Annotated in this window: 26 protein-coding genes and 2 pseudogenes; 14 read left to right on the plus strand and 14 right to left on the minus strand. The window is 69.4% G+C overall.

What is annotated here, in order from left to right:
* The first annotated feature begins 27 nt into the window (after window positions 1–27).
* A complete protein-coding gene (pstB, locus tag ACIOMQ_RS05320) occupies window positions 28–804 on the plus strand; it encodes a phosphate ABC transporter ATP-binding protein PstB (RefSeq protein WP_362206384.1) in 777 nt (258 codons plus the stop codon).
* A 147-nt stretch (window positions 805–951) separates the two neighbouring features.
* On the opposite strand, the gene ACIOMQ_RS05325 is transcribed toward pstB, so the two are convergent.
* Both ACIOMQ_RS05325 and ACIOMQ_RS05330 read right to left on the minus strand, forming a co-directional pair.
* On the minus strand, window positions 952–1,950 hold the full coding sequence (locus ACIOMQ_RS05325) for an inorganic phosphate transporter (RefSeq protein ID WP_362206383.1): 999 nt from the start codon (window positions 1,948–1,950) through the stop codon (window positions 952–954).
* Window positions 1,951–1,955: 5 nt separating this feature from the next.
* Window positions 1,956–2,576 (minus strand): DUF47 domain-containing protein, encoded by a 621-nt coding sequence (locus tag ACIOMQ_RS05330; RefSeq protein WP_114245730.1) that lies wholly within the window; start codon window positions 2,574–2,576, stop codon window positions 1,956–1,958.
* 200 nt (window positions 2,577–2,776) lie between these two features.
* Here ACIOMQ_RS05330 and ACIOMQ_RS05335 point away from each other — a divergent pair, with 200 nt between their 5' ends.
* Entirely contained in the window at window positions 2,777–3,136 is a 360-nt protein-coding gene (locus ACIOMQ_RS05335) for a metal-sensitive transcriptional regulator (RefSeq protein ID WP_362206382.1), read from the plus strand.
* A gap of 15 nt (window positions 3,137–3,151) precedes the next feature.
* Here the strand turns inward: ACIOMQ_RS05335 and ACIOMQ_RS05340 are convergent, their stop codons facing one another.
* Entirely contained in the window at window positions 3,152–3,346 is a 195-nt protein-coding gene (locus tag ACIOMQ_RS05340; protein ID WP_402187897.1) for a hypothetical protein, read from the minus strand.
* A gap of 262 nt (window positions 3,347–3,608) precedes the next feature.
* A complete protein-coding gene (locus tag ACIOMQ_RS05345; RefSeq protein WP_401936742.1) occupies window positions 3,609–4,550 on the minus strand; it encodes a hypothetical protein in 942 nt (313 codons plus the stop codon).
* Between the two features lie 133 nt (window positions 4,551–4,683).
* On the opposite strand from ACIOMQ_RS05345, the gene ACIOMQ_RS05350 reads away from it, so the two are divergent.
* Together ACIOMQ_RS05350 and ACIOMQ_RS05355 are read left to right on the plus strand one after the other, a co-directional pair.
* A complete protein-coding gene (locus ACIOMQ_RS05350) occupies window positions 4,684–4,872 on the plus strand; it encodes a hypothetical protein (RefSeq protein WP_362206379.1) in 189 nt (62 codons plus the stop codon).
* Between the two features lie 174 nt (window positions 4,873–5,046).
* Entirely contained in the window at window positions 5,047–6,684 is a 1,638-nt protein-coding gene (locus ACIOMQ_RS05355; protein ID WP_401936739.1) for an FAD-binding oxidoreductase, read from the plus strand.
* A 174-nt stretch (window positions 6,685–6,858) separates the two neighbouring features.
* On the opposite strand, the gene ACIOMQ_RS05360 is transcribed toward ACIOMQ_RS05355, so the two are convergent.
* The 7 genes from ACIOMQ_RS05360 to ACIOMQ_RS05390 form a co-directional block, all read right to left on the minus strand.
* Entirely contained in the window at window positions 6,859–7,590 is a 732-nt protein-coding gene (locus ACIOMQ_RS05360; RefSeq protein ID WP_401262749.1) for a phosphatase PAP2 family protein, read from the minus strand.
* A gap of 353 nt (window positions 7,591–7,943) precedes the next feature.
* A complete protein-coding gene (locus ACIOMQ_RS05365) occupies window positions 7,944–8,954 on the minus strand; it encodes an NlpC/P60 family protein (protein WP_401262747.1) in 1,011 nt (336 codons plus the stop codon).
* A gap of 237 nt (window positions 8,955–9,191) precedes the next feature.
* On the minus strand, window positions 9,192–9,797 hold the full coding sequence (locus ACIOMQ_RS05370) for a hypothetical protein (protein WP_362206375.1): 606 nt from the start codon (window positions 9,795–9,797) through the stop codon (window positions 9,192–9,194).
* Window positions 9,794–12,142, minus strand: a complete 2,349-nt coding sequence (locus tag ACIOMQ_RS05375) for an alpha/beta hydrolase (protein ID WP_401758796.1) — start codon at window positions 12,140–12,142, stop codon at window positions 9,794–9,796. Before ACIOMQ_RS05375 ends, ACIOMQ_RS05370 begins: the two co-directional genes overlap by 4 nt.
* A gap of 264 nt (window positions 12,143–12,406) precedes the next feature.
* Complete coding sequence (locus ACIOMQ_RS05380; protein ID WP_401263468.1) at window positions 12,407–12,889, minus strand: hypothetical protein; 483 nt, start codon at window positions 12,887–12,889, stop codon at window positions 12,407–12,409.
* A 71-nt stretch (window positions 12,890–12,960) separates the two neighbouring features.
* Complete coding sequence (locus tag ACIOMQ_RS05385) at window positions 12,961–14,754, minus strand: alpha/beta hydrolase (RefSeq protein ID WP_402187899.1); 1,794 nt, start codon at window positions 14,752–14,754, stop codon at window positions 12,961–12,963.
* On the minus strand, window positions 14,751–15,122 hold the full coding sequence (locus tag ACIOMQ_RS05390) for a hypothetical protein (protein ID WP_362206372.1): 372 nt from the start codon (window positions 15,120–15,122) through the stop codon (window positions 14,751–14,753). Before ACIOMQ_RS05390 ends, ACIOMQ_RS05385 begins: the two co-directional genes overlap by 4 nt.
* A 339-nt stretch (window positions 15,123–15,461) precedes the next feature.
* Between ACIOMQ_RS05390 and ACIOMQ_RS05395 the strand changes: the two genes are divergently transcribed.
* On the plus strand, window positions 15,462–15,875 hold the full coding sequence (locus ACIOMQ_RS05395; protein WP_401936729.1) for a hypothetical protein: 414 nt from the start codon (window positions 15,462–15,464) through the stop codon (window positions 15,873–15,875).
* A 67-nt stretch (window positions 15,876–15,942) separates the two neighbouring features.
* Here the strand turns inward: ACIOMQ_RS05395 and ACIOMQ_RS05400 are convergent, their stop codons facing one another.
* The 3 genes from ACIOMQ_RS05400 to ACIOMQ_RS05410 form a co-directional block, all read right to left on the minus strand.
* The gene (locus ACIOMQ_RS05400) at window positions 15,943–16,578 is read right to left on the minus strand and encodes a GNAT family N-acetyltransferase (RefSeq protein WP_401262736.1); all 636 of its coding nucleotides are present in this window, start codon (window positions 16,576–16,578) and stop codon (window positions 15,943–15,945) included.
* Window positions 16,579–16,649: 71 nt separating this feature from the next.
* Window positions 16,650–17,021 (minus strand): DUF1801 domain-containing protein, encoded by a 372-nt coding sequence (locus tag ACIOMQ_RS05405; RefSeq protein ID WP_362206369.1) that lies wholly within the window; start codon window positions 17,019–17,021, stop codon window positions 16,650–16,652.
* A 9-nt stretch (window positions 17,022–17,030) separates the two neighbouring features.
* A complete protein-coding gene (locus tag ACIOMQ_RS05410) occupies window positions 17,031–17,393 on the minus strand; it encodes an ATP-binding protein (protein ID WP_401936726.1) in 363 nt (120 codons plus the stop codon).
* Here ACIOMQ_RS05410 and ACIOMQ_RS05415 point away from each other — a divergent pair.
* The 9 genes and pseudogenes from ACIOMQ_RS05415 (at window position 17,374) to ACIOMQ_RS05455 (ending at window position 24,775) form a co-directional block, all read left to right on the plus strand.
* Window positions 17,374–17,613 carry a Scr1 family TA system antitoxin-like transcriptional regulator gene (locus ACIOMQ_RS05415; protein WP_401758738.1) on the plus strand — a complete coding sequence of 80 codons (240 nt, stop codon included), beginning with the start codon at window positions 17,374–17,376 and terminating at the stop codon, window positions 17,611–17,613. The two genes, ACIOMQ_RS05410 and ACIOMQ_RS05415, sit on opposite strands and share 20 nt — an antisense overlap.
* 556 nt (window positions 17,614–18,169) lie before the next feature.
* A pseudogene (locus ACIOMQ_RS05420) lies at window positions 18,170–18,533 on the plus strand (PadR family transcriptional regulator).
* Window positions 18,530–19,024: pseudogene (locus ACIOMQ_RS05425) on the plus strand (hypothetical protein); the annotation flags it as partial. The pseudogenes ACIOMQ_RS05420 and ACIOMQ_RS05425, both read left to right, overlap by 4 nt.
* A complete protein-coding gene (locus ACIOMQ_RS05430; protein WP_362206472.1) occupies window positions 18,972–19,481 on the plus strand; it encodes a phosphatase PAP2 family protein in 510 nt (169 codons plus the stop codon). The pseudogene ACIOMQ_RS05425 and the gene ACIOMQ_RS05430, both read left to right, overlap by 53 nt.
* Before the next feature lie 118 nt (window positions 19,482–19,599).
* Window positions 19,600–20,229: a DUF402 domain-containing protein gene (locus ACIOMQ_RS05435; RefSeq protein ID WP_402187902.1), complete on the plus strand. Its 630-nt coding sequence runs from the start codon at window positions 19,600–19,602 to the stop codon at window positions 20,227–20,229.
* 284 nt (window positions 20,230–20,513) lie between these two features.
* Complete coding sequence (locus tag ACIOMQ_RS05440; protein ID WP_018101695.1) at window positions 20,514–20,822, plus strand: hypothetical protein; 309 nt, start codon at window positions 20,514–20,516, stop codon at window positions 20,820–20,822.
* 179 nt (window positions 20,823–21,001) lie between these two features.
* On the plus strand, window positions 21,002–21,877 hold the full coding sequence (locus ACIOMQ_RS05445) for a hypothetical protein (protein WP_402187904.1): 876 nt from the start codon (window positions 21,002–21,004) through the stop codon (window positions 21,875–21,877).
* Window positions 21,878–21,938: 61 nt separating this feature from the next.
* Complete coding sequence (locus ACIOMQ_RS05450; protein WP_401936709.1) at window positions 21,939–23,228, plus strand: hypothetical protein; 1,290 nt, start codon at window positions 21,939–21,941, stop codon at window positions 23,226–23,228.
* Window positions 23,225–24,775 carry an SCO6880 family protein gene (locus ACIOMQ_RS05455; protein WP_401936706.1) on the plus strand — a complete coding sequence of 517 codons (1,551 nt, stop codon included), beginning with the start codon at window positions 23,225–23,227 and terminating at the stop codon, window positions 24,773–24,775. Before ACIOMQ_RS05450 ends, ACIOMQ_RS05455 begins: the two co-directional genes overlap by 4 nt.
* Window positions 24,776–24,807: the final 32 nt, after the last annotated feature.

The following is a 24,807-nucleotide window of genomic DNA, read 5'->3' on the forward strand; positions in this document are numbered from 1 at the left end:
CGCGGCACGAAAGAAGCAGTGATTCAGATGGCCAAGCGCATCGACGTCAGCGGCCTGTCCGCCTACTACGGCTCCCACCTCGCCATCGAGGACATCTCGATGACCGTGGAGCCCCGCTCCGTGACCGCCTTCATCGGCCCGTCCGGCTGCGGCAAGTCCACCTTCCTGCGCACCCTGAACCGCATGCACGAGGTCACCCCCGGTGGCCGCGTCGAGGGCAAGGTGCTGCTGGACGACGAGAACCTGTACGGGGCGAACGTCGACCCGGTCACCGTGCGCCGCACGGTCGGCATGGTCTTCCAGCGCCCGAACCCGTTCCCGACCATGTCGATCTTCGACAACGTCGCGGCGGGCCTCAAGCTGAACGGCTCGTACAAGAAGAACCAGCTGCCGGACATCGTCGAGAAGTCCCTGCGCGGCGCCAACCTCTGGAACGAGGTCAAGGACCGGCTGAACAAGCCCGGCTCCGGTCTCTCCGGCGGCCAGCAGCAGCGCCTGTGCATAGCCCGCGCGATCGCGGTCGAGCCGGACGTACTGCTGATGGACGAGCCGTGCTCCGCCCTGGACCCGATCTCCACCCTCGCCATCGAGGACCTGATCGGCGAGCTGAAGGAGCGCTTCACGATCGTCATCGTGACGCACAACATGCAGCAGGCGGCCCGCGTCTCGGACCGCACGGCGTTCTTCAACCTCGCGGCGGTCGGCAAGCCCGGCAAGCTCGTGGAGATCGACGAGACGGAGCGCATCTTCTCCAACCCGTCCGTCCAGGCGACCGAGGACTACATCTCGGGCCGTTTCGGATAACCCCAAGGATGGCCTTGAGGTGCTGCATGGCGGTGCCACCACAAGGCGAAGGGGCCGCCCCCACTCCCCGCAGAGGGAGTGGGGGCGGCCCCATTTCCGTACGCACCGCCCGCCCGGTCACCCGAAGAGCAGCACCACCGGTCCGGGTCACCCGAAGAGCAGCGCCACCAGCCCGTAACTCGCGGCAGCGACCAGCGCCGCGGCCGGCATCGTGATGAACCACCCCAGGATGATGTTCTTGGCAACGCCCCACCGCACCGCGTTCACCCGCTTCGTGGCGCCCACGCCCATGATCGCCGAGGTGATCACATGCGTCGTGGAGATCGGCGCGTGAAACAGGAACGCCGAGCCGAACATGATCGACGCACCCGTCGTCTCGGCGGCGAACCCCTGCGGCGGGTCCAGCTCGATGATCTTCCGGCCGAGCGTCCGCATGATGCGCCAGCCGCCCGCGTACGTACCCAGCGAGAGCATCAGCGCGCAGACCAGCTTCACCCAGACCGGAATCGGGTCGCTCGGGCTCTCGACATCGGCGATGACCAGGGCCATCACCACGACACCCATCGTCTTCTGCGCGTCCTGCAGACCGTGGCCGAGCGCCATGCCAGCGGCCGAGACCGTCTGGGCGATCCGGAAGCCGCGCTTGGCCTTGTGCGGATTGGCCTTCCGGAACATCCACATGATCGCGACCATCACGAGGTAGCCGACGACGAGGCCGATGACCGGCGAGAGGAACATCGGGATGACGACCTTGTCGAGCACCCCGTCCCAGTGCACCATCGTCCCGCCGGCGAGCGCCGCCCCGACCATGCCGCCGAACAGCGCGTGCGAGGACGAGGAGGGCAGCCCGAAGTACCAGGTGACAAGGTTCCAGATGATCGCGCCGACGAGCGCGGCGAAGAGGATCCCCATCCCCTTGTGGCCCTCGGGGGTCGCGATCAGGCCCTCGCTCACGGTCTTGGCGACACCGCTGCCGAGAAACGCACCGGCCAGGTTCATCACCGCGGCCATCGCCAGCGCCGCGCGCGGAGTGAGCGCACGGGTGGAGACGGACGTGGCGATGGCGTTCGCCGAGTCGTGGAAACCGTTCGTATACGTGAAGCCGAGCGCGACACCGATGGTCACGATCAGCGCAAAGGTGTCCACGTGGTTCAGGACTCCTTGACCGCGATGGTCTCCACCGTGTTGGCGACATGCTCGAACGCGTCGGCCGCCTCTTCCAGCACGTCCACGATCTGCTTGAGCTTCAGCACCTCCATGGCGTCGTACTTGCCGTTGAAGAGGTGGGCGAGCAGTTTGCGGTGGATCTGGTCGGCCTGGTTCTCCAGGCGGTTGACCTCGATCCAGTACTCGGTGAGATTGTCCATCGTGCGCAGACCCGGCATCGCCTCGGCGGTCAGCTCGGCCGCCCGGGCCAGCACCTCGATCTGCTGAGCGACGCCCTTGGGGAGTTCCTCGACCTGGTACAGCACGACCAGGTCGACGGCCTCCTCCATGAAGTCCATGATGTCGTCGAGCGACGAAGCGAGGTTGTAAATGTCCTCGCGGTCGAAAGGCGTAATGAAAGAGGAGTTCAGCTGGTGGAAGATCGCGTGGGTGGCATCGTCCCCCGCGTGCTCCGCTGCCCGCATGCGCTCCGCGATCTCGACTCGGGAGGCAGAATCCGCCCCGAGCAGTTCCATCAGGAGTTTCGAGCCCGTGACGATGTTGTCCGCGGATGCGGAGAACATGTCATAGAAGCTCGTCTCCCTGGGGGTCAGACGAAAGCGCACGTGGGGTCCTCGGGGTGCTTTGGATTCGGTCAGGCTGATGCTAGGTGCATCATCCGGCCACGGCTAACCGGCGTTCTTCAGTGTCGCGCATCGGGCACGGCGATCGGCACGGGCCCCCGGTCACGTTTCGGCAGAATTCGTTAGGATATACCCACCAGGGGTATATAAACGGCAGGGTAATGGGAAAACGGGAGGCAGTAATGACCACCACCGAGGCCGCCGGTTCCACCGCCGCCACCCCGGCGACGGAACCGGTCGTCACCGACCACGACCGGGGTATACACGGCTATCACCACCAGAAGGCCGAGCACCTCAAACGGCTGCGCCGGATCGAGGGCCAGATCCGCGGTCTGCAGCGCATGGTCGACGAGGACGTCTACTGCATCGACATACTCACCCAGGTCTCGGCGTCCACGAAGGCGCTCCAGTCCTTCGCCCTCCAGCTCCTGGAGGAGCACCTGCGGCATTGCGTGGCCGACGCCGCGGTCAAGGGCGGCGAGGAGATCGACGCCAAGGTCGAGGAGGCCACGAAGGCCATCGCCCGCCTGCTCCGCACCTGATGCGGGGCTCCGTCCTCACTCCCGGTGGTCGGCCTGCCGGGGGACGGCGGTCCGTTCCGCGATCACCCGGACGTTCAGCACCTCGTCGATACGGTCCGCGCTGAGCCGTTCCCCGATCGCGGCCGAAGCGGCGATCATCAGCTCGCCGCAGAGCTCGATCTCGGCGAGGGCCACATGGTCGGATACGGTCCGCGTGCCGAGCATCACCATGTCACTCACCTCTCACTGCCGTCGCCGACTTCCTAGCGTAGGGAGCGGACCACACGCCGCGCATGGCACGGACGGACCATTTCGCGCCCGCCGCCCTGCCTAGGCCCCGCGCCGTCCGTCCATCGCCCGGCCGTCTCCGCCGATTACCCCGGCCGATGTACTCGGCCGAGGTCCTTTGCCGATGTCCTTTGCCGATCGCCGATCGCGGTCCACTGTCTGCTGGCCACTGCCCGCTGCCTGCCGCCTGCCGCCTGCCGTCCGGCTATCTCTGCTGGATCTTCCCGGTGTAGATGTCGCGGTCGTCCGGCAGTCGAACGGAGACCGGCACACCGAATCCGTAGAGCAGCGTCGTCGACACCACCTCCACCGCCGGCCCTTTGTCGGCGAAGGTGAAGCGGTGGCGCACCTTGCGCAGCCGCCCCTGTTCGTCGAGATACGCGTCGAACGGCACCGCGTGCGCACGGAACCCTTCTGCCGCGGCCGTCAGCGCACCCCGTGATTCCGGCGACGCCTCGCGCGCCGCCCGGCCGATGTCCAGAACACCCCGGTAGTGCCGCACGGCCACCCCGGCGAGCTCGGTCCGTCCCAGGTACGTCACCTGCCGCGCCCCGCACAGCAATTCGGCGGCGGTCATCGGATCGGTCACGCCGCCGGTGACCAGATTGCCGTCCTCCAGGGTCGTCGTGTCGACCCTGACCCACTTGTCCTCGGGCACTCCGGCGCCGCGGTTCATCATGTAGAGCGCGCCGGGGGCGAGCAGCTCGGTGATGGGGCGGTGCTCGTCCTCGCCGGCGGCGTCCTCGGGCAGCACGACCGTGAGCCGGCCCGTCCGGTGCCGGAAGTCGTACGTCCCCCGGCCCCTGATCGTCACCCGCGTCCCGCCCGCCGCGGTCTCCATCGACGTGCGCACCTCGGCGCTTCCACCGACGGTCCGGTCCCCGGCCCCGGTCACCGTCGCCGTGCCCGTCCCGCTCACCGTCCTCGTGCCCGTCCCGCTCACCGTCCTCGTGCCCGTACCCGCGAGCACCGCGGCCGCGCGGTGGACCGCGTCGAGGGATTCGGCACCGCCCCGTTCATCGGCCATGGCACGGTCACCGCCGCCACCGCCGCCCGAGCATCCTGCGGTCGCCGCCAACACGCCCACCACGGCAAGGGCGCAGACAGCGCGCGCCCCGCCTCCGGACCTGTGCTGCTGCACCACCATCGCCTGCCAACCCCCAACGACGTACCGCTTGCCCGAGCCCCCCCTCCGTTCCGCATAACGACGGCCCGTGTCCCCCGTCACGCCACTCCCTTATGCCACACCGCCGGGTGGCCGTGCCCAGTACCGTGGACGGGTGTACGTCCAACACACCGAAGAGGTACCGCAGACTCCCCCCGCCCCCGCGTCCACCGGGCACGATCCCACGACCGTGGAACGCGGCTCGTTCTGCACCGCCCGCTGCAGTTGCGGCTGGTCCGGGCCCGCCCGCCGCTCCCGGGACCGGGCCCGCACGGACGCCGCGGAACACCGCGCCGCACCCTGACCCTTCCCCCCTGACCTCCCCTCCCCCTCCCCGCTCCCTCCTCCCGCGCCGATCCCCCTTCCTCTTCCTCCCCTTCCTCTTCCTCTTCCTCTTCCTCTTCCTCCTGCGCCGATCCCCTCTTTCTCCCGGCGTCCCCCCACCGAACGGCCCATGAGCGCCCGCCCCGGAGGTCCGATGAACCCGCTGCCCCTGCCCGACCGGCGCACCCTGCTCCTCGCGGGGGCCGCGGCAGCCCTCACCGGCGCCACGGCGACCGCCTGCAGCGACTCGTCCGGCTCGGGTACCGACGCCGGAGCGGGTTCCGGCTCCGGCTCCGGCTCCGGCGGAAACGCATCGGGCACAACAGGTGCCACTCCCGCCTCACCGGCCCCGTCGAAGCCCGCCCCGTCCGGCCCGGCGGACTGGTCCGCCCTGGCCAGAAGCCTCGACGGCCCCCTCATACGCCCCCAGGACGCGGCCTACCCGACCGCCCGTCAGCTCTACAACACCCGCTTCGACGGTCAGAAACCCGCCGCCGTCGCCTACGTCAGCCAGGAGGCGGACATCCGCGAGTGCCTGGCCTTCGCCCGGCGCACCGCCACCCCCGTGTCCATCCGCAGCGGCGGCCACTCCTACGCCGGCTGGTCCAGCGGAAACGGACGCCTCGTGCTCGACGTCTCGTCGCTGTCCCGCGTCGAGGGGGACGGCACGATCGGCGCGGGCGCCAAGCTCATCGACGTCTACCAGGGCCTGGCCCGCAACGGCCTGACGATCCCCGGCGGCTCCTGCCCCACGGTCGGCATCTCCGGCCTCACCCTCGGCGGCGGTCACGGCGTCGCCTCCCGTGCGTACGGCCTGACCTGCGACAGTCTCACCGCGGCGACCGTCGTCACGGCCGACGGCAAGACCCTCACCGTGGACGCCAAGCACCACCCGGACCTCTTCTGGGCGCTGCGCGGCGCCGGCAACGGCAACTTCGGCGTGGTCACCGCGCTGACGTTCCGTACCCGCCCCGCTCCGCAGACCGTCACCGCGTACATGTCCTGGCCCTGGTGGCGTGCCCGCTCCGTCGTCACGGCGTGGCAGGAATGGGGGCCGTCCCAGCCGGACGAGATCTGGTCCTCCGCGCATCTCGACGCGGGCCCCGGCGGCCGCAACCCGACCGTCTCGGTGGCCGCGTTCAGCCTCGGTACCTACGGCGACCTGCAGAACGCCGTCGACCGCCTCGCCGACCGGATCGGCGCCCCGGCCTCCTCCGTATCGCTGCGCCGCCGCAGCTACCAGGAGTCGATGCTCGTGTACGCGGGCTGCTCGGGCATCACCGACGCCCAGTGCCATCTGCCGGGCACGACGCCCGGCCGCACCCCGCAGGGCGCGCTCCAGCGTGAGACGTACGCCGCCGCTTCCGACTTCTACGACCGCTCCCTGTCCCCGGCAGGCGTACAGGCCCTGCTCGACCGGGCCGAGGCATTCACCCGGATCCCGGTGAGCCAGGGCGGAGGCAGTGGCTCCATCGCGCTCACCGCACTCGGCGGGGCGATCAACCGGGTCTCTCCGGAGGCGACGGCCTTCGTCCACCGCCGCTCGCGCATACTCGCCCAGTACATCGGTTCCTGGCGCCCCGGCACGGCGGGCAGCGCCCCACAGGACTGGCTGAAAAATACCCATGCGGTGATGCGCCGGTACGCGTCCGGAGCGGCGTACCAGAACTACACGGACCCGACGCTGGCCGACTGGCGCCAGGCCTACTACGGCTCGGCGGCCGACCGGCTCGCCCGTCTGAAGACGCAGTACGACCCCGGGCGCCTCTTCGCCTTCCCGCAGGCGCTCTGACGCGCGGTCGCGGTCGTGACGCCGCACCGCGCCGCGCCGTCCGATCGCCGCCGCCGGGCTGCGTGCCCGCGCGTCTCCTGGGCTCTGTCCACGCGGCCGGTGAACGCTTTCGGTGAAGGTTCCGGTGAACGCTTCCGGTGAAGGCTTCCGGTGAAGGCTTCCGGTGAACGCTTTCTACGCGGCCAGGTCCTTCTCGCCGTCCCCGCCGGCCGTGCCCGGTCGCGGCTCCGGAATCCCGAACGCTCCGGCCCGCCCGCCGGACGCCACCGACGGCACCGGCCGGCGCGACCGCACAAGCCGGCCGAGCCGGTCCGAACGGGAGACGGCCGCCGTCAACGGAGTCAGCAGCATCATCGCCAGCGGGGCGAGCAGCAGGGCGACCGCCGTACCCAGCGCGAATCCACCGATGACGTCGGTCGGGTAGTGGACCCCCATGTAGATCCGGCAGAACCCTTCCAGCAGAGCGAGGGCGATCGCGGCGATGCCGAACTTCCGGTTGGCCACGAAGAGCCCGACGGCCAGAGCCATCGCCATGGTGGCGTGGTCACTCACGAAGGAGAAGTCGTTCTTCCCGTCCACCAGGACGTCCAGCCCCTGGTGGTCCTTGAACGGGCGCGGCCGCTCCACGAAGCCTCGGATCGGGATGTTGATCAGCAGCGCGATCCCGGCGGCGAGCGGCGCCCAGACGATCCCGGAGACCGCCGTCACCGAATCATCGGCCGTGCCGCGCCGGCGCACGCTCCACCAGCACCACAGGACCACCAGGACCATGCCGAGCATGATCCCGTACTCGCCGACGAACTCCATGACCCGGTCGAACCAGGTGGGAGCGGACTTCGCCAGTCCGTTGATGTCGTAGAGCAGGCTGACGTCGGGGTTCGACCCATCCAGTGCGAGTCCAGCCATCTGCTGCGGCCCCTTGCCTTGTCTGCTGCCGCGGGGCACACCCATGTGCACCGCTTTGACGAACCCCCGTGTCGGTTCGATCACTGCGTGGATCGGTAAATCGGTCGTACGTGGATCGGCACCGCGTGGTTCGGTACGGCGTGGCGGCTCCGCCCGTGAGGGCTTCCCCGGTCGACGACACATGGTCGGTGCACCGCTGATCCGGTTCATCCGGTCCACCCAGGGAACGACGTGCTCCGTGCGTGCGTTCCACTCTCCACCGAATGATCACCATGACGTTATCGAAGAGTGACTCATCGTCGCAGCTCAGGGCCCAGGCTTCACGGAGAGTTCCGGCCACCGCCGACCCCGCGTCATGCCGCCGGAAGGGCGGTCGGAAGAGCCGCGGCCCCGTCCTTGGTCACGCGCGTCGCGCCGAAGTAGTCGGGCGTGTCGATCTTGTCGAACCGGATCACGGCCCCGGTGTACGGCGCATTGATCATGTACCCGCCCCCGACGTACAGCCCCACGTGGTGGATGGCCCGCGAGTTGTTCAGGTCGTCCGAAAAGAACACCAGGTCACCGGGGAGCAGCTCGTCGCGCGAGGGGTGCGGGCCGGCGTTGTACTGGTCGTTCGCCACCCGGGGCAGCTCGATGTCCACGGTCCGGTACGCGGCCTGGGTCAGCCCGGAGCAGTCGAACCGTCCGCCCTGCTCGGCCGTGCCGTTGCCGCCCCACAGGTACTTCGTACCGAGCTTCTTCTGCGCGAAGTAGATGGCCCCGGCCGCCTGCTGCGAGGGCTGCACCCGTCCGACCGGCCGGGCGAAGCTCTTCTCCAGGGACCGGATGATGGTGACGTAGTTCTTCGTCTCCGTGATGTCCGGCACCCCGCCCGACCGGATCACCCGGTACGCGCCGGCGTTGTACGCGGCCAGCATGTTGTCCGTCTGATCCCCGGGCACCTTCTTCACGTACCCGGCCAGTTCGCAGTCGTACGAGGCGGCGGACGGAATCGCGTCGGCCGGATCCCATACGTCCCGGTCCCCGTCCTTGTCCCCGTCGATCCCGTGCCCGGCCCAGGTGCCCGGGATGAACTGAGCGATGCCCTGTGCCGCGGCGGGACTCTGGGCACGGGGGTTCCACCCGCTCTCCTGATACAACTGGGCGGCCAGGAGAGCCGGGTTGATGGCGGGGCAGAGGTTGCCCCACTTCTGCACCAGCGGCTGGTACTTCGCGGGCACGGCCCCCTTCGCCAGCCCGACGGCCCCGCTCATGCCCGAACCGGCGAGTCCCGCAGCGGCGGAGTACGTACCGACGACGAGCAGCCCCACGAAACACATGGCCATGCCGACGCCGATGCCACCGATCACCCAGAATTTACGCACCCCTCAACCATCCCCCATCGGGGCCGCGTTCATGGGCGGTTTCGCGGGTGTGTACGAATCAGCCGGGTCATCGGGGGCGCGGACCGGTCACTTCCGCGCACCGGCCGGGCACTCCGGTGCGCCGATCGGCCGCCCCTGTGCACCGACCGGTCGTTCCTGTGCACCGACCGGTCGCTTCTACGCACTGCGCAGTTGTTCCTCCGTACTGCGCAGTCATTTCTCCGTACTGAGCAGCCATCAGGATGCCCCGGTGGACCAGTAGTCCGAGTGCACGTTCGGACGAGGGAGGGGGTAGACCCCCTCGTACGCCGGTCCGTTGGGCTTGGACGCGGAGTCGGCGACCTTCGACTCCTTCACGCAGGGGCTGTCCGCCTCGAAGAAGGCCTGGCCCTTGCCGCGGAAGCTCACGCTGATGCCGAAGCCCGCCTTCGTCTGCGCGTAGACCGCCGGGAACTCCTCGTCGTTGTTCTTGGCCTTGATGCGGTAGTCGCTCTTGCGCCAGAACTTCTCGACCTGGTCCAGGAAGTTCTGCCGGCGCTCCGCCGACACGATGGTCATCACGGTGCGCCTGCGCGTCACGTCGCAGCTGCCCGTCGTGGTCGGCCCGTGCGCCCACTGCACCTCGGGGTTGATCTCCTTCAGTACGGCGTCGAGCATGCCGTCGGACCGTTCGGCGGCCTCCTGCATGTTCATGCCGTTCTCCTTGGTGCTCGTGGCGCTCTTGGCGCTTTTGGTGGAAGCCTTCGTGCCGCTCCCGCCCGATTGTCCGTCGTCGCTGCCGCAGCTGGACAGCGCGAAGCCGGCAGCCAGGGTCACCGCAACGATCTGGAACCTTCGCTTCATCGCTGTTCCTCCATCTTGAGCCTGTCGGAGTGTCCCGACACGATCAGAGCGATGCTGTCCGCCGACATAGCGTCTCGTACCGGATCGAAGTAGTTGGAGTGCGCGTCGAAGCTCACTCCGCCGGTGCTGATCAGGGGCTGGCCGGGGGCCACCGGGAATCGCCTGGCTCCGAAGGCCTTGCTCGCCGGGTCCTTGCCGAACCAGAGGTCGTCGTCGCCCGGATCGGCCAGGTCCCCGGCGAGGTACGCCCCGGCGGGGCCTCCCAGGATCATCCCCACCGTACCCACCGCGACCTGTGTCTTGGACGGGAGCTTGGTCACCGGGTCGTTGGCCGCGGCACCGACGAAGACGTGCCCGCTGCCGACGCCGAGGTCCACGGCGCGGTCCACACCCACCCCCGGGCTGCCGACCAGGATGATGTCGTCCACCCCCGGTATACCGCCGTCGCGCTGCGTCGCGGCGCCCACGGTGCGTGAACCGTAGGAGTGTCCGATGGCCGTGATGTGCGGGTCCCTGTTCTGGTTGGTGGCCACGATGCCGCCCATGAAGTCGTCATAGGCCACGCCGCCCTTCTCCGCCCGGCCGGTGCCCGCGACCGCCAGGCTGTGCAGCCCGTCCGGCGTCTGCGGTGCGTCGTATCCGAGCCAGACGATCGACGCGGTGGACGGGTCGTATCCCTGGGCGCCGATCGCCGTGTCACGGGCCCGCTTGAGGTCGTTCTTCGCGAATTCCTCGTCGAGGGACGTGTTCAGCCCCGGCACGTAGGCCGACACGTTCTTCGAGGTGTCGGGGTTGCCGTAGGAGACGATGGCCCGCCCGTTCCCCTCGTCGCTGATGCCGATCAGGTACATCGGCGGCTGGCTCCCCTCCTTCAGCTGCCGGTCGATCTCCTTCAATCCCGCCAGCTGGTCCTTCGACTTGGAGTCGGTCTTCCCCTCCAGCTTCGAGATCAGGTCCGGGAGGTTCTTCCGGTTGGCGGCGTCCCTGTCGGCCACCGGGATGCCGTCCAGATTGCCGATCTTGTCCGGGGAGAGGTCGAGGTACTGATCGCGCTGCTGCTGCGTCAGCCCCTCCCACCAGCTCTTGCGTTGGGCCGGGGTGGCACTCTGCGGGATGCGGTCGTTGAGGTAGTCGCGCTCCTTGTCCCGTACCGCCGCCTCGACGCGCGAACCGGAGCCGGGCAGCCCGGTGAGCGCGCCGCCGCCCCCACCGGAGGCCTTGGCCATGTCCCAGGCGGCACCCGCGTGGTCGCCCTTGCTCCACTTCTCACCGGCGCCCCGTGCGGCCTGGCCGTACTGGTCGACGATGCCCTTGACGCTGTCGGCCGGGTGGATGACCGTGTCGACGGCACCGCTGACGTCGCCCCACAGGCCGTCCTTGCCGATGACGCCCGTGACGAAGTCGCCGTCCGAGGGGTGGGAGGAGCCCGGCTTCTGCTCTTGTCTACCCGCGTCGACCTGCGTAGAAGAATCACCGCCGGCCGAGCCGCCGGCACCGCCGGAGGTGTCCGTACCACCGGAGCCGCCGGAGGATGTCGAACCACCGGAACCGGAACCGCCGGAACCAGAACCGCCGGCGGCGCCGGATCCGCCGGACGCGTCGGAGCCTCCCGAAGCCGTCGATCCGCCCGAGCCCGAACCGCCACCGGACGTGTCCGACCCGCCGGAGCCCGTGCCGCCGGTCACCGTGGAGCCCTCGGAGCCCGCCCCACCGGTGGATCCGGACCCTCCGCCGCTGTCCGCGCCCTTGCCGGCGACCACGTCGACGTCGGGTGCCGGGCAGGCGCTTCCGGTCAGTTGGCAGATGGCGTTCCGGATCTCCCCGGTCAGCTGCCCGCCGATACCCGTCGCCACGAGCCCGCCGATGAGGGCCACGACCACGAGGATCATGCCCAGGTACTCCATCGCGGTCTGACCGGCGTCCCGACGCCACTTGATCATCCGCGCGATACTGAACGGCCGGTGTTCGGCACGCTGTTCTGCGCTGAGCCCGAACCATTCACGGGAGCTGGGCCGGAACAGCAGGACGACGACGGCGACCGGCATCACCAGCTGCGCCACACCCTGCCCGCCGGTGCCCTCGCCCAGCGTCGCCAGGGCGCCGACGGTGAGCCAGGCGTGTACGGCGAGGAGCCCGCGCCAGATCCAGACGCCGCCGGTCCGCATGTACAGCGACAGCACGAATCCGGCGACGCCGGGCAGCGCCGCGTACAGCAGCATGCCCAGCAGCCGGCCGTCCACCGCGTCGACGGACGAGGCCACGACGAGCGCGTCGAGCACACCCACGACGGTGACGACGAAGAGCAGCCGGACGAGAATCAGCACCGCCTGTAGAGGACGCGACAACGACCGCCTGCCCGAAGGGGCTTCGGCAGCACTCATGTCGGCGCCACCCGGAATCGCTAATTCTCGTATGCCAGACACGACGGGTCTCCCAGCTTGGTGAGTGGGCGCAGTGACAGTTCAACCGGTCTCTGTATGCGACCACACCCACACCGGGCCCGGCATGGGCCCCAGGGCCCAATGCCAGACTCAAAGTCCCTGGTGGCCAGCCTGTCCCTTACCCCCACCGACTGGCTTGATATGGGTCATTGGGGCGGAGACGGGGCGTCAGGGGGCTCCGGCGGACCAGAAGCCGGAGCGGACGTTGGGGCGAGGGATGATCTCGACGTCGGCGTAGCTCGGCCCGTTGGGTCTGGCAACTGGATCCGCGACTTCAGATTCCTGTACGCAGGGGCTGTCAACCTCAAAGAACGCTTGGCCTTCACCCCCGATGATCAGGCTGACGCCAAACCCGTCCTGCGTCTGCGCAAAGATTGCCGGTACGTCCGCATCATTATTGATCGCTTTGATCCGGTAACCACTCTTCCGCCAGAAGCGATCGACCACACCCAGGAAGCTGCCTCGGCGCTCTGCTGACACGATGGTCATTACCGTGCGCCGTCGAGTCACATCACAACTGCCCGTGGTGGTGGGACCGTGCGTCCACTGCACTTGTGGATGGATCTCTTGAAATATGGCGTCGAGAATTCCGTCAGAACGCTCTGCCGCCTCCTGCATGTTCATGCCCAACATTCTCTCATTCGAATTCATGAAACCATCAGCGCACGCAGAGATGGGCGCCAACAGAAGTAACGCCAGCACGGCAAGCCAGATCTGACGTCTCACCGGTATTCCTCCACCTTCAGCTTTTCGGGATGCCCTGCTACTACCAGGGCAATATTGTTTGCCGATACAGAATCTCTCCTCGGATCGAAATAATGAGAGTGCGCACCGAAGGAGACCCCTTCACCACTGATCAACTTGGGGCCCTCATCTACTTGAAAGCGCCTTGCGCCGAATGATTCACTCGCCGGGTCCTTGCCGAACCAGAGGTCGTCGTCCCCCTGATCGGCGATGTCTCCCGCTACATAGGCAGCCACCGGCCCAGCAGCGATCAGCCCCACAACCCCGGCGGCACTCTGCTGCTTCGACGGGAGTTTCGTCACGACATCGTGCTCAGCCGCTCCGACAAAGACGTGACCCTTCCCAACCCCGAGATCCTCTGCGTGGTCGACCCCCACCCCCGGGCTGCCAACTAAGACGATGTCGTCGACTCCCGGGATCCCACCGTCTCGCTGCGTGGCAGCACCCACTGTTCGTGAACCGTAAGAATGACCAATGGCGGTCAAATGCGGGTCTCTATTTTCATTGGTCGCCGTCAGGCCACTCATGAATCCACTGAAGGCACGTCCACCCTTCTCTGCCCTTTCGTTGCCCATAACGTCCAGGCTCCCTAACCCGTCTGGGGACTGCGGCGCGTCGTAGCCGAGCCACACGATCGCCGCACTTGAGGGATCATGAATGCGAGTACCGATCGCAGTGTCGCGGGCACGCTTGAGGTCATCCTTTGCAAAGTCTTCATCCAAGGAAGTGTTCAATCCCGGCACATACGCCGAAACATTCTTTGCAGTGTCAGGGTTACCAAACGAAACAATCGCCCGCCCATTGCCCTCGTCGCCGATCCCGAGCAAATACATCGGCGGACCCCCAGGTTTGTTCCCCGCCCGCAGCTGTCGGTCGATCTCCCGCAACCCCGCCAGCTGCGTCTGCGACTTCGTGTCGTCCCGGCCCTCCAGCTTCCCCATCAGCAGCTGCAGGTTGTCCCGGTTCGCCGCGTCCCTCACCAGGGCCGGAATGCCGTCCAAGTTGCCGATCCGGTCCGGGTACACCGCGAGGTACTCCTCGCGCTGTTCGTCCGTCAGGCCGGCCCACCAGGCCTTCCGCTCGGCCGGGGAGGCGTCGAGGGGGATGCCGTCTTTCAGGTAGCCGCGTGCCGCGTCCCGTACCGCGGCCGCGTCGCCCGCCGCGTCGGTCCAGGTGGCGCCGGGGACCTTCAGGCCCTCCTCTGCCTTCAACCTGCGCAGGATCCGGGCGTACCGCCAGTCGATCTCGGCCGCCGTCCGTACCGCCTTCGCCACCCGGTCCGCGATGTCCTGCGCCTTCGGCGCGTTCGGGTTGGGCGCGACCAGGCCCGAGGGCGGCAGGAGGCCCGGCGCCGCCGCCACCGACGCCGTCCCGCCCGGTAGCGGTCTGCCGTCGATCAGGCCGCCGTCCGCCGCCGGGTATGTCACCGAACCGTCCGCGTGCACGGCGAACTTCAGAGACTCCGCGTCGTCCAGCGCCTCCCGCAACGCCCGCTGCTGGGCACGCAGCTCATGGGCCATGCTGTTCAGCGTCGTACGGAGCAGGCCGCACTCCGTGTAGGCATAACTCAGGTTCTGGCTCAGCTGTTTGAGCCTCCCGGCCGCCGCCTCCGCCGCCTCGCCACGCTGCGTGCCGCGCAATCCGTTCAGCAGTTGCGTCTCGATCCGGTCCCGGCCGGCGTCGGCACGATTGCTCGCTTTTCCCCAGCCGTCGGCCGCGCCTTCCAGTTCGCCGCACTTCAGGTCCCGCAACTGCGCCCAGGTGAGAGTCATTGCGCCCCACCCGCCACCGGCGCGAACGACGCCCTCACCGTCTCGTCCGTCCCGCCCTGGGTCCGGGCGACGGCCCTGAGCTTTCCGGCCAGGGCCCCGCACTCCCCCCGCGCCGACTCGAACCGCCGCTCCCACGACTCCCGTACGGCTCCCAGCTCCGCCAGCGCGGTCAGGCCGGCGGTCCCCGCGAGCAGCCCCTCGTGCGCGGTCTCCAGCTCCGACTTCACCGGGCCCAGATGCGTATGCATCCCTTCCGCACCGGCGGCGGCCCGCAGCCAGGCTCCGTCGCTGTGCTTCAGCACGTCCCCGCCGCCACCCGCCTCGCCCACCGGATCGCTCAGCCGCTGACGGCCCCCCGGCTGTCCCATCACTGCCACTCCGGCCACCCCGCTCCGTCCTTGATCGTGGAGCGGCACTGTGCCAAACCCCGGGTCGGCGACACGCCGCACCCGCACGCGCCCCACGGCGTATCGCCCCGCAGGCCCGGCGTACCAGGCCCCCACGGTTCACCCGAACGAGCTGCGCCCCGGGCCCGCACACGAGGCCGCCGGCCGGATCCGACAACGCGGGCGGTCGCCCCATGTCATCCATTTCCAGAGTGAGTTGGCGTGCCACGGACACGCACGCACAACACGGGGAACAGTCAGCGGGAAACAGTCAGTGGGGAACGGAGAGCGGGGAACAGTCAGTGAGGAACGGAGAGCGGGGTGACACGGGTTGTGGGCGTGCACGGTGCGGGCAAGCAGCTCATGGGCAACGGGATGCTGCGCGGCGATTGGTTTCCCGCCCTCTCCGACGGCCTTCGCCATGCCGGCCAACCGGTCCTCCCGGACGGGGAGTTACCCCCGGCGTCGTACGGAGATCTGTTCCGGCCACCGGGGCGCCCCCTGACCGCGGGCGACCCCATGTACACCGCGTCCGACATCACCGACGGCTTCGAACTCGACGCTCCGGGACCTCCGTACCGGCCGGCCGATCACCGGCCGGTCACCGGGCACGAGACCCCGGTGATCGCGGTGGACTGCACGCTCGTCGACGGCCGGTCCGTCGCCGTCACCACGTCGTCCCACGACCGCGCATGGCATCGGGCCCGCCTCGGTCGAGGCCATCCGCTGGCATGAAGCGGGGCTTGGGCCGCGCGCACACCATGCGGACGGCGGCGGCCGGGAGGAACCGGTCGTGCGGGGGTCAGACCGCGAGGCCGGCCGGTGCCGGGTCGGCGGCCAGGCGGGCGTGCAGATGCTCGTCGTGGTACGCGCCGTCGCCGTACCGGTGGGACTCGCGCAGCGTGCCCTCGGGAAGGTAGCCGCAGCGGTGGGCCACCCGGCAGGAGGCCTCGTTCTCCACGGCGTGGGCGATCTCGATCCGGCGGGCGTCGGCCGTGGCGAAGGCCCAGTCGGTCACCGCGCACGTCGCTCTGGTGGCCACGCTCCGTCCCCGGGCGGCCGGGAGCGTCCAGTAGCCGATCATCGCGAGGCCGTCCGCGCGGTCGACCCAGCGCAGGCCGACGGCGCCCAGGAGGGTGCGGTCGGCCGCGCCCAGTACCGCGAAGGAGGCGGCGTCACCACGGTCCCAGCCGCCCTCGCGCAACTCCACCCAGGTCATGGCCTTGGTGCGGTCGGCTGCCGGGAAGGGGTTCCAGCGGGCGATCAGCGGATCCCCGGCGGCGGCGACCAGGCCGTCCAGCATCGCCTCCAGCTCGGCGGCCTCCCGTCCCCACGGGCGCAGCAGTACGTCCCCCAGATCGAGCGTGGCGCGAACGAAGATCCGCCGGTCGGTGGGGTTCCGGGCAGCGACCGGGGGTACGGGGGCGGAGGCACTCATACCCCCCTTCCTACGCGCCCTTTCACCCGGCCGCCAGCGATTTTCGCCTGTCACGGGCCTGTCGGCACCGCTCAGCAGACCGCGCCCGGCCCCGCCGCCGTGGCCGTCGCCCGGAGCAGGTCCCGCACCAGGTCGTAGTCGATGGCCTCCGCCTTGCGGAAGCGCAGGCAGCCCTTCCCCATGTCCTGGCCGGCCAGCCGCTCCGCGAACGCCTCACGCACGTCGCCGCGCATCAGGTAGAAGGAGATGTACTGCTTCTGGGCGGCGAACGCGATCTCGACGGCGCCGTCCCGCTCGTACGCGGGCATCCCGTACGCCATGACCTCGCCGAACCCGGCCAGCTCCGCCCGGCACAACTCCCGCAGCCGCGCCAGGGCGTCCCTGCGTTCCTCGGGCACCTCGGCCAGATACCCGGCCACGTCCTTCGCCTCGCTCCGCACCATGCGACGAGGCTATGCCCGCCCGGTACGTCTGTCGCCCGGTACGGCCCCGGTCCCGTCCTCCTCCTTCTTCTCCTTCTCCTTCTCCTCCGTGGCCGCGCATTCCACCCAGAGCAGCTTCCCGCCCTGTCCGGGCAGCCCGCCGCGCATGGGGTATGCGCCCCAGTTCTCCGCATAGAGGGTGACGAGATACAGCCCCCGCCCGCGGTCGGCCAGTTCCGCCGGCGCCTCCGCGCTCCGGTGGAAGGGGGCGGGGACATGCGGGTCGGTGTCCCACACGCTCAGCCGGACGCGGCTGGGCCCGGCGTCGCGCAGACGCAGGGAGTACGCCCCGGAGGAGTGCAGGTACGCGTTGGTGACCAGCTCGCTCGCCACCAGCTCGGCAACCTCCGTGTCGGGTCCGTCCGTGTACTACGTACGCGGACCGGTTCCCGCGCTCGACACGGCGCAGCTCGACCAGTCGCACGGGCCCGTTCTCATCGACGCGGAGGCCCAGTTGGCCCAGTACCGCCTGCTGCTGGAACGGCCCGACGACACGGCTCTGAACGTCGAGCGGACCCGAGAACTCATCCACAAGGTCGCCCAGTGCCTGTGAAGGGAACCACGATGTCCGCACCCACCTGGCAGAGGTCGTCCTACTGCGCGCAGGGCGAGGCCTGCGCGCACGTGGCCGCGACAGGCACCGGAGCGGTACTCCGCACACCACGCCCGCCGCCTGGTCGGCCCTCGTACGCGCCCTCAAGGACAGCCGCACCCAGGACTGACACCCCCGCCTGCCTCATCTGACGGGTACACCTCCGCCCAGGATGTCCGGGCCGGCGCATTCCACCACTCCGTCGAGCGCGCGGCCAACAGCCGTACCCCCGAGCGAAAACGTGACACCGCATGGGCCAACCGTCACGTTCGCACACCATGCAGGATGGCCCCCGGGCCGCCGAACGCCCCCTCCCTCCCAAAGAGATGACGGCACCACCACCCCACAAGGCGTCCGGACGGCTGCACCCAACGACTCGTTCGTCGTGCACTTCAGCGACGGCCGCGCGAACGAATCCCCTGGGGACACAGGAACCTCCAGCGGTTCGCCGCCGACGTCGTGCCACACCCAACCGCGAAGTCCGGCCGCGCGGCACCCTCCGAGCCGCATACTTCGCATGCCGATACATGCTTCCGGCGTGGAGAAACGCCAGCCGACCCCAACCGAACCGCAGTACTTCATCCTCGCCGCTCTTCTGGACGGGCCGCTGCACGGGTACGGCATCATCAAGGCCACCGAACGCGCCACGGACGGACGGCTCAGGCTCGCCGTCGGCACCCTGTACGGGGCGCTGGAGCGGATGGAGCGGTCCGGGCTGGTGGCCGTCGACCGCGAGGAGGTCGTGGACGGGCGGCCGCGCCGGTACCTACCGGCTCACGCAGGACGGCACCGGCACGCTTGAACGGAAAGTGCTGCGCATGCAACAGGCGGCGGCCGTCGTCACCGGACGGCTCGGGACCCTCAAGACGGCCCGGGCATGAACCGTCTGCTGCTCGCCGCGTATCCCAAGACCCACCGCGACCAGTACGGGGACGAGCTGCTGGCCTGCCTCGCCGAGGCGCACCCCGGACGCGACTGGCCGCCGCCCCGCGAGATCGCCGCCCTGCTGCGCGGAGGGGCGCAGGCACATGCCCGGACCGCCGCCGACGACTCCGCCCGGCCGTGGTGGCTGGACGGCATTCATCTGGCCGCCCTCTCCCTGGCCGTGCTGGCGCTGGTGCCGTATCTGCAGGACGTGTGGGACTGGACGCTGCGCATCGACCCCGGCAGCCGCGCCATCGGCTTCCACGCCACCGGCTGGTATCCGTGGGCGCAGGGGCCCGGCACGCAACCGCTGATGCTGCCCTACGGACTGCTCCCGCTGGTCGCCGTGGTCGCGTTGCTGCGCGGCAAGCCACGGATCGCGCTCCCGGCCTCGGCTGCGATGGTCTACGCCGGAGGCACGCTCGGCAGCTCGACGATCTTCGGTGAGTTTCCCGAGCGGTCACGTGGCCATCGCCGCCGGGCTGGCCCTCGGCGCCGTTCTCGTCGCCTCCCCGCGCAGCCGTCCCTACGTAGCCGCCGCCGGTGCGCTGTGGCTCGCGGTCACCGCCGCCGCCGTACAGGCGCTCTACTGGCATCGGCCCAGCGACGCCCTCGGCGCCACGCTGCTGGCCTGCGCCGCGTACGCCGTCGCGACCCGGCTGCTTCCGCCCACCCTGCCGGGTGCCGCGCCGGGTGCTGCCGCGCCGGATCCCCTCCCGCGCCGCCGCGCGCTGCCGGCTCTGGCCCTTGCCCCGGCGGCGGTCGGTGCGCTGCTGGCCGGCGCACGGGAGGATGCCCTCGCGCGCCCGTTGGTGTTCGCCGGGGCAGCGTTCCTGTGCGCGGTACTGCTCTGGGCCACGGCGACGCGGCGGACCGGAAGGCCGGCACCGCCCCGTCAGCAGTGACTCGCCGAAGCGGACCGGCGAAACCGGGACCGCGGACCGGCTCACCCGGGTTCCCGGCCCGCCGGCTCCCACCGACGGCCACGTGTCCCCCTCCTCCGTCGCGGGCATGATCAACGGCATGAACGACGCCCCGGGCCGAATACTCCACTGGAACTTCTTCGTCGGCGGCCACCTGAGCGCCTCGGTCCCCGTACGCCTCGTCGAACGCACCGAGGCGGGCCAGTTGGTGTGGATGGAGACCGGCACGCCGATGTGGCGTACGAAGCTGCCGCGCGGGACTTCGCACCTGCGGGACATCGCCCCGCACGCGCGCCCGCCCGGCGGATTCCCGGTGGTCGCCGACCGGTGGCCGATGGGCAGCGCGCTCTTCTACCAGCCGGCCGGTGCCGCGCACTCCGTCCTCTGGCTCTTCGGCCGCAGACAGAAGTTCCGCGGCTGGTACGTAAATCTGGAGCGCCGGGTCCACCACGGGGACGACATCGACATCGCCGACCACGAACTCGACATCAACGTGGCGCCGGACCGGAGCTGGCGGTGGAAGGACGAGCAGTCCTTCACCGAGAAGACCGGTGACCCGGCCTACTGGTCGGCCGACGAAGCGTCAGCCATCAGGAGCGAGGGCAGGTCCGTCGTACGGCTCGCCGAGGCCGGAACGTTTCCCTTCGACGGCACCTGGTGCGATTTTCGGCCGCCGCCGACCTGGACGACACCGCCTCGCCCGCCCGTCCCGCGCCACCCCTTGCTCTGACCAGGACCGGAGCTGACCAGGCGCTGCGCGACGGTCTCGGCCAGGGTGGCGGGATGGCAGTCATTGCCCGGGGTCACCCCCCGTGATACACAGAGTAACCATATGTATTCGGTCATTCCCCGATTCGATGCGCAGGTCAGGGGGTCGGACCGGTCAAACGTGCGAGATCCAGGTAAAGAGAGCCGTCAAGTCGTCGTACGAGACCACTTTCATCAGCGAAGATAGAGAGCGACCCATGTCACGTGACAGGGGCAACGAACTACCCAACAGGGGCGGTGACTTACATGATCCTGGCAGCTGAAAAGGGCGACATCACCACCATCATCGGCGGAATCGCCCCGAACTGGGGGCCGTTCGGGACCTTGGGCAACGAGGCCCGCGTAATGATCGAGGTCGTGATGGCCATCGCCATCCTGCTCTGCCTCGGCATCGCGGTCTGGGGTGCGGCAAAGCAGCGCATCGGCGCCACGGCACTGCGTGACACATTCAGCGCGGAGCAGGGCAAGGGTCTGATTGTTGCCGGTCTGACCGGTGTGTTCATCATCGGATCGCTGGGAACCCTGTTCACCATCGTCTACGGGATGGCCGTCTGACCGGCTGCCATCCCGCGCCAGGGGCAGTCCCGCCCACTCCCACACCATCCGTCCGTCGTGCCCACCGGCAGAGGTTGCGTCTCCCTGATGTCGAGTCACCACACCGCGCCCGCGCGGGAACCCGCACGGCTACCGTCGTACTACCCGGTTCAGGAAACGGTTGAGGGAGCGTACGCGGCATGAGCCTCGGCGACGACAAAGGCTACGGCAGCGGCTCGGGCCGTACGGACGATGGCTACAGCACCATCGGCGGTACGCGCCAGACCCGCACCCGCCTCCCCGACGGCGAGGGCGGCGACAGCTACGGCACCCCCCGCCGCCCCGCCCGCAGCTCCCGCTCCCTCGTCACGGTGGTCGGCGTCGTCGTCCTCCTGATCGCGGCCATCGCCTTCGCGAACATGGGCGGAGGAGGCGGGAACGGCAGCGGCGGCGGCTCGGGGAAGACGGGGAACAAGCCGGATTCGTCGTCCACGGCGGCCACGGGGACGAAGCCGGTGACGGGGAAGAACGGCTCGATCCCTTCGGGCTTCGCCCATGACGAACAGGGGGCGCAGAGCGCGGCGGCGAACTATGCAGTGGCGCTCGGCTCTGCCGACATGTTCGACAAGGACCGTCGTCGCACGGTCGTCACCGCCGTATACGCCCCCGCGGTTGCCGCTGCCCGTCAGGGAGATCTCGACAAGGTGTACTCCGGTCAGGACTTCCTCACCAGCATCGGGCTGAACGCTGACGGCACCGCACCGGCCGGCCTGACCTTCATCTCGCGTTCCAACCCGGCCGGCACCAAGGTCGTGAAATTCAACGGCGACACCGCAAGCGTCGCCGTTTGGTACTCAGCCCTGTTCGGGCTTGCCGGCGAAGGTTCCAAGAACCCCGTCTCCGAGAGCTGGTTCACCAACACGTTCGACCTGGCGTGGATCAACGGAGACTGGAAGGTCACCGACTTCACGCAGAAGGACGGCCCTACACCCGTCGGCCGCGACCAGGCCGCTTCTCCCGCTGAGGAAATGGCTGACGCCGTCGAACAGTTCGGAGGGTTCACATATGCCCGGTAAACGATCCAGTCGAGCCCTTTCACTCACGGCGGCAGCCACCAGCCTGCAGGTCGCTCTCGTCATGCTGGCCAGCCGCGCATTCGCTGAGCCTTCCCCGAGCCCGACGCCCAGCAAGAGCAACAATGCGTGCGACCTGATCCGCGGCCCCGCAAAGGACTACTGCGAGAAGGGCGACGCGGGCGCCCCCAAGACCGACGCCCCCTCCGGCCTCGACAACTCCCTGGACCCCCTCTCCTCCCTCGCCCGCGGCTGCGCCGACGCCGCCGCATGGATCGTCGGCAAGCTCAGCGAGGCCGTGAAGGGCACCGCGAACGTCGACTTCACGAACACCAAGTTCCTCCAGCAGTACGCGATCGTCTTCGCCGCCTCCACCGTCCTCACCCTCGTCCTGTGGCTGCTCGCCGTGGCCAAGCGGGCCATCCGCGGCGTACCGCTGACCACCGCGATCTCCGAGGCCGTCGGGTTCCTCTGGCTCACGGTCCTCGCCTCGGCGTTCACCCCGCTGATCCTCTACACGGTCGTCTCCGCGACCGACGGCGTCACCGAGATCATCGCCACGTCCTCGGGTGGCCAGACGGACGTCTTCTTCGGATCGTTCGCCGAAGCGCTCAAGAAGGGCTCCGACATCGGCGGCGGCCCGATCATGCTGATCGTCGTCTCGCTCGTCTCGATCCTCGCCGCGGGCATCCTCTGGCTGGAGCTCGTCATCCGGGCCGCCCTGCTCTACGTCGGCGCCCTCCTCGGCACCGTCGTCTACGCAGGGCTCGTCGACAAGAACATGTGGGGACACGTCCGGCGCTGGGCGGGCATCATGATCGCGGTGATCATGGTGAAGCCGGTCATCGTCGTCGTGCTCGGACTGGCCGGCGCGCTCGCCGAGGACGACGGGCCGAACGCGTTCTCCGCCGTCGTGTCCGGTCTCGCCATCATCCTGCTCGCGATCTTCGCCTCCGCCCTGATCTACCGTTTCGTCCCCGGCTTCGGCGACGAAATCCAGGGCGCCCGCACCAACCGCAAGCAGGCCACCGACGGCTCCCAGGCCGCCGCGATGATCAGCTCCCCGGCCGCCCTCGTCTCCCAGGGCATCAAGACCCACAGCAGCCGCAGCGGCCAGAACGGCGGCGACAGCGGCAGCGGCGGCGGCCGGCCCGCCAACCCGATCAGCGGCGGTGTCGCCGCGCACAGCTCCCGCAACTCCGGCGGCGGAGCCGGTGGCGGAGCCGTCCCCGCCGCGCCCCCGCCCCGCAGCGGCTCGGGGCCGACCTCCGGCACCCCGCACGGCAGCCGCTCCCCCCGAGGTGGCGGATCAGGCAGTTCAGGTAACAACAGCACGGGAGGTGGAGGGCGTTGACGACTCCGTCCCACACGATCACGCCCCGCCGTACGTATCTCATCGGCCGCGCCCGGCCGAACGCGATCGTCGGCAAGAACCGCGAGACCGGCGAGATCACGCTGATCATCGCCGGTGCGTTCCTCGGCATGATGAGCGGACTGGCCGTCCCCTATCTGGGGCCGCGGATCATCCTGCTCGTGGGCTTCCCCCTCCTCGCCCTGGCGATCGTGTACCTCCCGTACAAGCACCGCACCATCTACAAGTGGTTCGAGATCAACCGCAGCTACAAGCGCACCCTGCGCCGCGGTACGACCTACCGCTCCGCCGCCATGGAAGCCGGCATCGGCGCCGACGGCCGTGAGGTCGAGATCGGGCCGCCCCCCGGCATCGGCCGGATCAACTGGCTCGCCGCCCCCTTCGGCCCGGACGAGATCGCCGTCCTCCTGCACGCCGACCGCCGCACCGTCACCGCCGCGATCGAGATCGAGGGCCCCGGCGTCGGCCTGCGCGACAGCGAGGACCAGGAGGCGCTCGTCGACCGGTTCGGCACGCTGCTGAAGCATGTCGCCAACGGCGACGGCTTCGTGACCCGCATCCAGATGCTGGCCCGCACCCTCCCCGCCGACCCCGACGCCCACGCCAAGGACGTCGCCCAGCGCGGCGACAAGACGTCCCCGGGCTGGCTGCAGGAGTCGTACGACCAGCTCCAGTCCATGGTCTCCACCTCCAGCGAGCAGCACCGCGCCTACCTTGTCGCCTGCATGCACTACACCCGCGAGCTGGCCGCCGAGGCCAACGCCATGGCCCGCGCCGCCCGCCCCGAGGCCGGCCGCAAGCTCGACCGGGACGCGGGCCTCGCCGTCGTCATGGCCCGCGAACTCACCGACATCTGCGCCCGCCTCGCCGAGGCCGACATCCGGGTACGCCAGCCGCTCGGCCAGAGCCGGCTCGCTTCCCTCGTGCACTCCATGTACGACCCCGACCACCCCATCGACCACATCCAGGCCATGACCAAGCGCAATGCCTGGCCCGCCGAACTGGACGCGGTCGAGCCGACGTTCCTCCAGGCCAAGACCCGCGAGTCGGCCACCCGCGCGCCCTGGTGCCACTCCACGGCCTGGGTGAAGGAGTGGCCGATGACGCCCGTCGGCGTCAACTTCCTGGCCCCGCTCCTCGTCCACACACCCGATGTGATCCGTACGGTCGCGGTCTGCATGGACCTCGAACCCACCGAGGTCGCCATCGAACGGATGCTCACCGAGAAGACCAACGACGAGGCGGAAGCCAGCCGCCAGGCCAAGATGAACCGCACCGTCGACCCGCGCGACATCGCCGCGCACGGCCGTCTCGACCAGCGGGGTGAAGATCTCGCGAGCGGCGCGGCCGGGGTGAACCTGGTGGGGTACATCACCGTGTCCTCGCGTTCGCCCGAGTCCCTCGCCCGCGACAAGCGGACGATCCGGGCCTCGGCCGGCAAGTCGTATCTCAAGCTGGAGTGGTGCGACCGCGAGCACCACCGCGCCTTCGTGAACACCCTGCCGTTCGCCACCGGCATCCGTCGCTAGCCGCACACAACCGAGAGAAACGAGAGGGAGGT

The organism is Streptomyces sp. NPDC087845 (assembly GCF_044742755.1).
Taxonomy (GTDB): domain Bacteria; phylum Actinomycetota; class Actinomycetes; order Streptomycetales; family Streptomycetaceae; genus Streptomyces.